The 733-nt window shown below is 47.2% G+C and carries 1 protein-coding gene and 1 pseudogene; one reads left to right on the top strand and one right to left on the bottom strand.

The window, feature by feature from the left end; genetic code table 11:
* Window positions 1–492, top strand: a 492-nt coding sequence (locus tag GY683_RS02475; RefSeq protein ID WP_297287236.1) for a hypothetical protein, incomplete at its 5' end; no start/stop codon positions are given.
* Between the two features lie 49 nt (window positions 493–541).
* On the opposite strand, the pseudogene GY683_RS02470 reads toward GY683_RS02475, so the two are convergent.
* Window positions 542–733, bottom strand: a pseudogene (locus GY683_RS02470) (MarR family EPS-associated transcriptional regulator); the annotation flags it as partial.

The raw sequence follows: 733 nt of genomic DNA, 5'->3' as shown, positions 1-733 counted from the left end.
GCGCGTACACTCGGTAGCGTGCATGCCCTGCTGTTGGCCTGTATGCATCGTGTAACGACCCTGCCCTTTGGTATCGCTGACCGTTTTATCTGGTTATTTGACATGTATCTGTTGGCTGCATCATTTAGCAATACCCAATGGCAGCAGTTTTTGGCCCTGGCTAATGAGCGTTCGATTTGTGGCAGTTGCAAGCATAGCCTTGATGCTGCTGCTGAGATTTTCCCACTTGATATTCCCACCGGGATTATGGCCGGGTTGGAAAAAGCAGCCCAAAACGAAGTATTTAAACCCGGTGTAGAGATGAAGCGCTGGCAGTACTATCTGCAGGTGTTCAAATCGACCCGTGGTACGGCTAACAAGGCCCGTTTGCTTAAAGAGCACTTTGTGCCATCGGGTGATTACATGATGGAAAAGTACCAAACAAGTAATAGACTGGTTTTGCCTTTTTTGTACGTGCACCGCGTGTTTGCCGGTTTGAAGCGGTATTTCTAAGGATTCGCCCCCGTAGGGTGCGTTATTCATAACGCACCGATTCCACCCGCTACATTCCATTAACTTCATTCTGCAACTGCTCAATCTCCGCTTTCAACAACTCATACTCATTCATCTTACGACGCAGGAATGCCACAGAAATACGTGTCTTGGCATCAATCCCCGATGGGGTAAGTTTATACAGGTAGGCGCTTTTGTTATTTGAATTGTGGAAATTTCTCGCCTTGATAAAACCTTTGTC

The sequence above is a fragment of the Moraxella sp. genome (genome assembly GCF_024227015.1).
Classification (GTDB): Bacteria; Pseudomonadota; Gammaproteobacteria; order Pseudomonadales; family Moraxellaceae; genus Moraxella.
This window is presented reverse-complemented; position numbering and strand designations above follow the sequence as displayed.